This is a genomic window from Lentzea sp. NPDC036949, from assembly GCF_055608075.1.
The window spans coordinates 92,232-102,747 of record NZ_JBVJRA010000019.1; the positions used below are offsets into that span (position 1 = coordinate 92,232).

General features: G+C 71.4%; 1 protein-coding gene (running past one end of the window). It reads right to left on the reverse strand.

The genetic code is table 11. The annotated features are described in order from the left end of the window. Positions 1-9,830, reverse strand: partial view of a hypothetical protein gene (locus ACZ7CD_RS35815; protein ID WP_470380636.1) — the beginning only. The gene continues 24,847 nt to the left of window position 1, outside the view; 9,830 of the gene's 34,677 nt are visible here — the first part of the coding sequence; it begins with the start codon at positions 9,828-9,830; the stop codon falls past the left edge of the window. Positions 9,831-10,516 lie beyond the last annotated feature (686 nt).

Sequence of the window (10,516 nt, forward strand, 5' to 3'; positions counted from 1 at the left end):
ACCGACCGCCACGCCCGCAGGATCGCGCTGGCCATGCTCTCGCCGCTGTCACCGGGTTCGACACCACCCACGAAGCACATCTCGAGCATCAGGGCCGGGGTGGTGTTCGGATGCGCCTGTGCGAACAGGTGGTGGCCGCTGAGAACGGCAGCCGCCGCTCGCGGGTCCAGCGGGACCGCGTCACCCAGCAGGTAGGGCCGATTTCCCGGCAGCGCCGCGTACACGGCCGACCGGTTCCCGTGCGCCCCGGCGTACCAGGTCTCAAGCCCGAAGAAGGGACTGAGCTTCGGCACCAGGGTGTTCGCTCCGGTGCCGGACGAGTCCTGGAGCACGCGGCTGGAGAAGTAGAAGTCGCGGTAGCCGGCGCTTGCTCTGCCCGCGTCGTTCACGTCGTCGACCAGATCGAAGTCTGCTGACGGGAAGATCACACCGTGAAGACCGTGGAGGTCGTTCTTCTTGGGGTAGGAGACGAGGCTGGAGATCTCGACGGGTGGCGTGGCCGCACTGTCGAACCGGGGCACCTCCACGACGACTGAACCGTCGGACGAGAACCCCATCCGTCCACCGGACCAGTGGATCCTGCGCGAGTAGCCGCCTCCGGCGAGGCCCGTCGCCAACTCGTCCGGCCCCACCACGGGACCGTCGATCGCGGCGAACACGACCGACGGTTCCACCAGGCCCGTACCGTCGGCCTCCGTCGGTCCGCTGCCGAGGAGGAACCGCAGCCTCAGGTCGTTCCGCAGCACCGTCATCATGACCTGCGGGGTGACGTCGAGATCGCGCAGTCCTCGCAAGGAGGCGCGATAGCCGACCGGACCGGTCCGCACGAGGACGAACCCCGGCGTGCTGTCCTCGTTCGACCAGCTCGCCGTGACCGGAGTGCCGTCCGGAAGCCTCGGGAACCACAGCGAGTCGTCCTCCGCTGCGGCGGCCCACGCCTGGACCTGGGCGAAGAAGTCGTCGTCGCCCAGGGTGCGCACGACCAGGGCCCTGGGGTCGCCCTCCCGGTCCAGCACCAGCGTCACGTCGAGGTCACCGGCTCGCAGCCCCGACACGTCGGTGTAGCCGGTTCCCGGATCAGCGATCGTCGTGAGGTCGCCGCCGCCCCGCAACGCGTACACCGTCGGGAACAAGCCGGACTCGTGCAGCCGTGTGACGAGGTCGAAGGCGAAGGTGCCGAAGTCCTGCTCACCGGACAGGTGCGGTTTGACGATCACCACGGGACGGGTGGGATCGGCCGTCAGCGCCGAGAAGAAGCCCTGGTCGGACAACAGGGCCGTTCCGCCCCAGGCACCATCCACGTCGACCTGCGCGCCGTCGCCGAGAGTCGCGCGGGCGGCACCCGCGGCATCACCGGGGGCGGCGACGAAGAACGGCCGTGCGGCGCCCCACGGCCCAGGAACCACGAAACGGCCGCTTTCCACGGCGTCGGAGAACGCTTGCAACGTGTCACGTGACCACGGGCCCGTCTGCTCCGCGCCGGGAAGACCGAACACCGAACCGGAGCGGAACACCGACGTCGCGTCGACCGGCAGCGGGTGGTGGCCGAAGAGAACGCCGGTCGCCACTATCGTGACGCCGTCCGTCCTCATCCCGATCTCGCCGGCGGCGGTGTGGGTTTCGAACGTCTTCCCGGTGGCTCTGGAGAGTTCGGCAGCCAGTTCAGCGGTGAGGCCGAGCGCCTGTTGCGGGTCCCCCCAGACGTTCCGGTTCAGCAGCACCAGGGCCGGTTGCTCGGGTCCCGTGACCGCGGTGAGGAACTCCGGCCTGTTCACCAGGAACTCGGCGGTCTCCCGCGGGGTCGACAGCAGCATCCTGCCGTCTTGACCGACCGCGAGGTCGAAGTGCCCTGGTTCCGGGGTCGACGACAGTGCCACCACCAGGGGGCGCACCCGCCCCGGTTCGGTGAGCACCGCCCACGGAAGCGGCAGTTCACGTCCCTCCGCCCTGGGCCGGCCCGGAGGAACCACCGCCGAGACCCGTTCCGCGTGCACTGTCGGGACGGTTCCCGGTAGAGGGGTGAACCAGCGTGCTCTGGAGACGTCGAACCCGATCAGAGCGCCGGTCGAGTTCGTGATGGGACCGGAGACGACGTTTTCGGAGGTGGTCAGGTATTCCCGGTCGAACAGCAGGTCGGCCGGCTCCAGCAGGGTGCGGAGATCGTCCGGTTGGTCCTGATCGACCCTGGTCCACACCGGTCGGTTCGGCGCGTCCGCCAGAACCACCTCGGCGAACCGGTGGACGAAGTCCTCGGCGGCACGCACCTCGCCAGCCGGATCTTTGGTCAACGCGTCGGGCGAGCTGAACAGGAGGATGACGCGAAGGGGCAGCTCCCGGTCGAGCGAGCGGAAGGTGTCCGAGTCGCGCACCACCTGGCCGGCGGTGTCCGCGTCGAGCAGGTGGTCACCGGCGACAGCGTGACCGTCCTCGAACTCCAGCAGGACGAACGCCGATGAGGTCGCCGTCCAGTCGCCCTCCCCGAGCCACTCGTGCACCCGCTGCGGCCACCCGTCCGATTCCGACTCGTCGGACACCAGGGCGATCGCTTCGCGTGCGTTTTTCGTCGGTGGGTAGGTGACAACGGCGTACGGGGATGTCGAGGGGCTTCCGGCGGTACCGGCCGGACCGGCGGGAGAAGCGCCGCCGGGCAGTCCCTCGCGCTCGCGCTCGACCACCTGGGTCCCGGTCTCGGCGGCCAGGTGCGCCGCCAGGTCCTCCGGCCTGTCCCCGTCGCCGACCAGACCGCGGAGCTCCTGGTACCTGCGGTAGGCCACCAGCGTGACGATGGCGTCGTGGTCGAGGTTCTCCTGCGCGGGGACCTCGATGAACAACGGAGGCCTGCGCACGTGCCGGTCGACGATCCGGCGCGCCTCCTGCCGCAGCGCGTCCACCTCGCGTTGCGGCGCCTTGCCCCAGCGGCGGTCCACCTCTCCCACCTGGTCCAGGCGCGAGAGCAGGTCCGGGGCCGCGGTGCGGGGAGCCTCCTGCTCCTCGACCTCCGGTGCCGGATCGGGGGTGACCTCCTCCTCGGCGACCTCTTCGGCGACCTCCTCTTCGGCGACCTCCTCGTCAGAGACCTCCTCGGCGATCTCCTCGTCGGCTTCCCGGCGTTGCTCGGCGGCGATCTCGCGGTCGTGCTCGGCCTTGGCGGCCCACCACTCCTGCTTCGCCTTCTCCTCCTCGCGCACGGCCGCGCGTTCCGCCTCGACGGTGGCGGCGTGGGCGGCGGTGACCGCACCGGACTGCGCGATGACGCGGGCGAGTCGCGTTTCCTGGTCCACGAGCCTGCGCAGAGCCGCGTCGGCGGCCGCCCACTCACCGCGCCGCCGCTTCACCTCCTCGCGGTGGTGCTCCCTGGACTCGGCGGGTGCGTTCTTCCACTCCTCGCGCGCCCGCGTGAACTCGTCGCGACGCTCACGTGCCAGCTCCCGCTGGGCCTGGACGAGGGGCCGGATCTCCTGCCGGTCCACGATCGCGGTGGAGCGCCGCTGGTCGGCGGCCTCCAGCGGCCGGGCGGCGACCTCCACCCGGTCGGACGCGGCGATCCGGGCCCGCTCGGCCTTCAGCCAGGCCTCGGCCTTCTCCGCGAGCACCGTCGTGGAGTCCACCAGCTGGTCGGGCAGCTCCCTGCCCGTCAGTTGCGTGGCGTTCGTGTCGTACATTCGCACGGCGAACGCGTCGTGCACGCGGCGGTCCTTGTAGGCGACCGCTTCCGTCTTGCCGTGCTGCGTGCGGGGACGGGCGACGACACGGGTGTCCACGCTGGCGACCAGTGCCCGGGTGAGCTTCTCGTCCGTCCTGGTCTCGGAGCTCATCGGCTCGGCGCTCCTGGACTCGTCCGTCCGGGAGAGCTCGCTCTCCTCCAGCTCGGGACCGAGCGCGGTGTGCGTGGTCCTCGTCGTGGAGGCGCCCTTCGCGTCGAACGGGCTGCGGAACGGCTTCGTCCCGGACTCGGTGCCCTTGCCGGAGCCGGTCGAGGTCGCCTGGCCCAGCGCGCCGAACGGGGCCGTGTTGAGCAGCTCCGCCTCGTTGCCGCTGGTGAAGCCGACCTCGGTCTCCTCGGACCGCACCCGCTGGGCGTCGATCCGCACACCCGCGCTCGTGCTGGCGAACCTCGGCGTGCGCGACGGCCGGAAGTGGATCTCCACGTCGTGGTCGAGGCCGTCGTGCAGGGAGAGCACGAACCGGCCGTCCAGCGCGGCCTGGAACGCGGCGCGCACGCTCGTGGGGGTGATCGCGGTCCGGAGCACGCGCAGCACCTTCGGAGTGATGTCGACGCCCGCGGCGCGCAGCACGTCCACCGCGTCGCGGCGCAGGACGTCGATGTCTCCGAAGTAGTGCTCCGCCCAGTGGGCGCCGAGGTCCTTCATCGGCGGAACGGGCGTGCCGTCGGGCAGCGTCGTCCGCCACGCCGCCATGTCCTCGTCGCTCAGCGGGCCGGTGCGGACACCGCTGTCCGCCTCGGCCGAGCCGAACCGGCCTCCCCGCACCGGCGGGGGGAACGCCTCCTCCGCGAGCTTGGTGACCTCGGCCTCCTCGGTCACCTCGACCGAGCCGTAGTCACGTCCATGGCGCTGGACCCGCAGCGTGACGTCCAGGCGTCCGGTGTGGACGGCGACAGGGCCCTCGACGGTGGCCGACTGGCTGTACTTGGTCCGTTCCTCCGTGGACTTCTTCAGCTCCCTGCGGCCGAAGATCCCTTCGAGACCGGGCCCCGCGCCCGCCTGTCCCTCGGTCCGCTTGGGCTTGGCGTTCTCGTCCTGCCCACTGCCCGGGTCGGTCGTGCCGGGGTTGCGCACGACGACGGCCGCGCGGGACGACGCGATGGCGGTGAACAGGGTCCGCACCCGGCTCGTGACGCCCTTCGCGCCGAGCTCCGCGCTCACCCCGGCCTTGAGCTTCGCGACGTTCCGCACCGCGCCCTGGGAGGGTTCCTCGGTGAACGACGCGTCGATCACGAGCTCGTAGGTCTCGCCGTGGAAGCGGTCCTCCAGCCTGTTCGGGGCCACCTGTCCGCCGTTGATCAGGCTGTTGACCATGCGGTTGGCGTCCGACAGGAAGTTCTTGACGCTCGCGATGTTGACGTTGTTCGGGTCGAGGGTGGAGTCCGGCAGCAGCCTGCCGGCCTTGTCCGCGCCGATGGCGGGGTGGCGTGCCAGCTCGTCGCGCAGGGCGTCGACGTGCTGCCGGAGGTCGATCGGCCGGCTGATGCCGCCGAGGCCGACCGACTGGCCCTCGGTCCGTCCTGGGCTCAGCCCCGGCGGCACGGCGAGCGTTCCGTCGGGGCGGGGCGCGGCAGGAGGGGTGCCGGTCGCGAGCTCCGCGAGCTGGTCCGCCGTCACCCAGGCGAGCACGGACTCCGGCAGGTGGACCACCTCACCGGCCCTGGTGAGCGGCTTCGGGGCGGTCAGGCCGAAGGTGAGGTTGTTCTTGTGGACGGCCTCCGCGACGACGGTCGCGTCGACGTCCAGGCGGACCAGGAACATCTTCTGCGGCAGCTCGCTGATCGAGAGCTTCTCCGCGGTCTCGACGTAGCCGGAGTCCGACCTGCTGTCGCTGCCGCTGTACGGCGATCCGAGGAGGACCAGGATGCCGCGGGGCATCGCGTGCGTGCCCTGCTCGCCGGCCGTCAGGCTCCTGTCGGTCAGCACGGGGACCCCGACGACGTACCCGCCGAAGGTGTCCGTGGGGCCGCTGACACCGGTGACCTTCGACGTGCCCTGGACCTCGCGCACGACCTGCTGGTACTCGTGCGCGGTCACGGGTGTCGCCGACAGGCGCGGTGCGAAGGTGACGCCCCAGCTGCCGAACAGGTCGTGCACCCGGCGGCCGTGCAGCTTCTTGGCGGAGTCGATCACCAAGGTGTCGCTGAACAGGCGCAGGTCCTGCGTCAGCTTCTCGGAGGCGAGCTCCTCGCTGACCGTCTGCGCGATGACGCCGGTGCGGCTGCGCACCACGGGGTCGTGACCGGAGGCGGCGCTCATCACCTCCAGCGCGGCCTGCTGGAGCTTCTCCGCGCCGTGGAACGACACGATCTCGACGTCGTCGAAGCGGTGCGACATCGGCGGGCGCAACGCGTGCGGTGCGGGCGGGTCGGGCAGCGTGCGCGTGGGCGTGGGCGTGGGCACGACCGGTGCGTCGGGCTCGGCGTCGAACGGGTTCCCCGGTGCCAGCAAGACTTCGGGGACCAGCGTGCGCATCTCGACCGAGATCTCGCCGGGCACGCGGGGCATCTCCGCGTGCGTGGGCAGCTGACGACCGCTGCGGCCGGGGATGATCCTGCGCACGGCCTCGGCGTGGCGGCGCTCCGAGTCGACCCTGAAGTCGATCGTCAGCGTGGACTTGAACTGGCGGACCGCCCGGTCGCCGATCTTGCCTTCCTCGGTGAGCGAGTCGCCCTTGCGCCGTTCGACCCTGCGCTTCGCCTTCGAGCCGAAGGTCGTCTCCTTCGACCAGTTCCGCGCTCCGCGCACGCCGAACAGCAGGACGCCGAACGCGGTGGTCGAGGGCCCCGAGCCGGGAAGGAGGCCCATGAACCGCAGCTGGGGTCCGCCGCCGACCTCGGCCGACCTGGAACCACCGCTCTCGATGCCGTCGGTGGCCTTGCCGACGTAGACCTCTTCGAGCTCGTCGGCGGTGAGCGGGTCGCCCTCCTCGATGTCGCTGACGCGTGCCGTCACGGTCACCGTCGTGCGGTAGTCGTGGAACCAGCCCTTGCGCCGCACCGGGATCAGCAGCCCGCCGTCGCTCAGGCGCCGGGTGAGGCGGGCGATCTCGTTCTCGTCCAGCGCTTCCGCGAGCGATCGGCCCCGCTGGATCGCTTCGACCGCCTTCGCGGTGAGCCGCCCGTCCTCGACGTCGCCGTCGGTGAACTGCCGGACGAACATCGAACTGCTGACGTACCACCGCCTTTGCAGCGGGACGTCGTGCAGCAGCGGCACCAGCGCCTGTTCGAGCAGCCGGCCGCTGTCGACCTCCTCCACCACACCGAGGATCGCCTTGCCCCGCTCGAACTCCGGCGGCCCCTGCACGGTCCGGTCGGCACCACCGCGGAACCCGCCGTCCTCCGGGTCGGGCCCGGCGAGCCCGACCCGTGCCGCGTTGCGCCGCGAGGTCCAGTGCAGTGCGGTGACGTTGCCGTCCAGCTTCCAGGGCCGCTGCCCCTCCTTGCCGACCTGGCGGACCTCGATGTCGTAGACCATCTCGTAGCGGACGGCGTCGCCCGTGATCTTCAGCGCCTGCTTGCCCGCGGTCGAGCCGGAGACCTTCCCCGACGCGTTCCGCTCGACGCTCGCGCTGCCCGTGAGGCCACCCGCCGCCATGACACCGGGGATCGGCTCGCCGCCACCACCGATGAAGCCGGACAACGCGAACTTCCGCTTCACGGCGTACTTGCCGGAGTGCTCGAAGTGCGCGTGCGTCCGCTCGGTGATCTTGACCTTGTCCCTGACCTGGTCGACGCGCACCCACCGCGCGACGGCGCGCATCTCCAGCTGCGTGCTGCGCGGACGCCACTCGAACCCGCGCCCACGCCCCTTGAAGATCGGCGGTGAGGCGACCCACCCCTTCTCCGGGTCGGCTTCGCCGTCGTAGACGGCCATCTTCGGCAGGTTCTCCGCGATCGTGCTCTCGCTGAAGAACTCCTCCACGACCTCGCGGCCGTCCGAACCGAGCGCGGTCGTCTTCGCGAAACGCGGCTGCAGGCGGGACAGGACCTGCTCGGCGAAGGTGGCCGTACCGGGGTTGTTGACCACGGCCGACTCGGTGGCGACGCCGCGCGGCAGGCCGGTCAGCTCCGGCAGGCGGGTGGTCTCGTCCCCCTGCTTCTCCCGCCACACCGGGTCGTCGGCGACGAGCCGCTCGCGGTCAGCCCTGGTGACCGGGGCGATGTCCGCTCCGACGACGTCGCCGATCCGCGGCCCGATCTCCTCGTGGAGCACCGCGCGGCCCGCGTCGTCCTTCGTCGGGAGGTCGGTCGGCACCGTGAGGGTCACCCGGCCGCTGACCTCGACCTCCTGCTCCCCCTCCGGTGACATGACCCTGCGGCCGTCCTCGTCGAAGAGCCGGAACGACAGGGTGACCGGGACGTCGGCCTTCACCGCCGGGGTGTGCTCGACCTTCGTCGACCTGCCCAGCTCCTTCTTCTGCTCGCTGCTCACCTGCTCGACGGGCGCGGCGGGGATCGTGGGCATGACCTGGACCACGACGCCGGGCAGACCGGTGAACTGCAGGGGCGGCGAGAGGTTGTTCTGCCGCGTGCCGTCCTCCTCGACCGAGGACGACGTCTTGGTCTTCGACGAGGCGACCTGCTTGTTCTCGGCCTCGCCGAGGACCACCACGCGGTCCCAGTGCGCCGTGGCCTTGACCTCCAGGCTGTGGAACCGGTCGTCACCCTTGACGGTGGGACGGCTGCCGTGCTCCTGGAACGCGCCGGCGACCGCGTGCTCAAGCCCCTCGGACAGCTCGGCGGCACCGTCCCACTTCTGCACGCCGGGTGCGAGGCGCCTCAGCGCCTGCTCGACCTCGACGCGCGTTCCGTCGTCCCCGCGGAGCACGTCGATCTGCTCGGCGGCACCGAGCCCGCGGCTGTCCCGGAGGTACTGCGGGAGGCTGTCGCGCAGCCGTTGTTCCGCCGACTCGGGTGTCTGCTCCTCCGGTGTTGTGCCGCTTTCCTGTTCCTCGTCGGGTTTCTTGACGGGTTCCTTGTCCGGCAGGGCGAACCGCACCCGGCGCCCGCCGGCCCCCTTCTCCTCCGTGCCCCGGTACAGCCGCGGCTCCACCGCGCCCGTGGGCAGATCGGCCGTGACCCGTCCGCGGGGGACGTCGGCGAGCAGTTCGACCGGCCCGATCACCCGCGACAGCACGGACAGGTACCGCGAGGGCACCTCGACCTTCGTGACCGCCCGCGGCACCCCGTCCGGCCCGGTCCGCTGGTGGCGCCCCATCAGCGTGCCCTCGACCGTCGGCCGGTTCGCGCCACCGGTCTCGTCCACGAGCCCGAACATGTGCCCGACCTCGTGCGCGGAGGCCAACGGCCCCTGCCCCGGCGTCCAGTGCGTCTGGTCCACGTCGTGCTCGGGGTCCAGGTGCACAACGTGGTGCACCACAGGCGAGCTCCCGTCGTGCGGAACAACCCGGAACCGCAGCAGGTCCCCGTTGTCCGTGCGCAGGTCCGGCCCGTTGAGGTACTGGTCCACCCCGTCCTGGGCGTCCCGCAACACCTCCCGCCGCACGTCCTCGCCGAAGCGGCCTTCGGGGTCGATGTCGACGACGACGGTCAGCTCCGTCGTCCACACACCGTCCTGCACCGCCCTGCGCACCTCGAACGCCGACCGTTGCACCTCCGGTTGGCCGGGCAGGCCGCGGAGGGTTCCCCGCTGGTGGGCGGGGGCTTGTTCCAGTGCGTCACGGCGGTACTGCTGTGCGGGGGTGGCTGGGGTGGGCTGCGCTTCCAGGTCTGGCTCCGACTCCACGTCGGAGTCGTCGGTCAGCGTGTCGTCGAAGACGGATTCGGTGTCGGTTTCGCGGTCGGAGTCGTGGTCGGTTTCGCGACTGGTCGCGCGGTCGGTCTCGCGACCAGCCTCACGGTCCGTCTCGCGGTCGGAGGCGCGATCGGTCTCGCGGTGGGAGTCGCGGTCGGGATCGCGGTCGGTCGCGCGATCGGAGTCGCGGTCGGTCGCGCGGTCAGAGTCGTGGTCGGAGACCGTGTCCACCTCGGCCGCGTGTGGCGTCGGGGTGTGGGAGACCTCCGGATTCTGGATCTCCGTTGTCCCGCGGTCCACTCCGAGCTCGCTCGGCGCCTCGACCACCGGGAGCACGTCCGGCCTCACCGGCACGTGCTGGGGTGCGGGTGTTTCGACCGACGAAGGCAGGGGCGGTGCCACGACATCGTCCCGGCCAGGTCGGCCCGTGGGCTGCCCGGTCTGCGGCTGTCCTTGCTGGGGCTGCCCCGTCTGCGGCTGCCCCGTCTGCGGCTGCCCCGTCTGCGGCTGCCCCGTCTGCGGCTGCCCCGTCTGCGGCTGCCCCGTCTGCGGCTGACCTTGCTGGCTCTGGGGCGTCTGGGACTGACCCGGCTGAGGCTGATCCGGCTGAGCCTGGTCCGGCGGAGGCTGTGGCGTCTGGGACTGCGGTGTGTGGGACTGCGGTGTCTGAGGCTGCGACGCCTGAGGCTGCGGTGCGCTGGACTCACGCCGTTCCTCACCCACGGCATCGACATCGGTGCGCGCTTCACCCCCGACGGTCGGCGGCAGCTGCGAGTGCACGGCCCCTGGCGGGGGAACCTCCGACCGAACCCCGCCCGGATCCTGCGGACTCAACGCCGGCGAGTCCAGACGCGGAGCGTCCACAACCGAAACGTCCCCACCCTGCGGCGAAGGCGAGAACACACCCGGCTGCACCCCACTAGGCTGCGAGCCCGGCGTCTGCGAGCCCGGCGTCTGCGAGCCCGGCGTCTGCGAGCCCGGCGTCTGCGAGCCCGGCGTCTGCGAGCCCGGCGTCTGCGAGCCCGGCGTCTGCG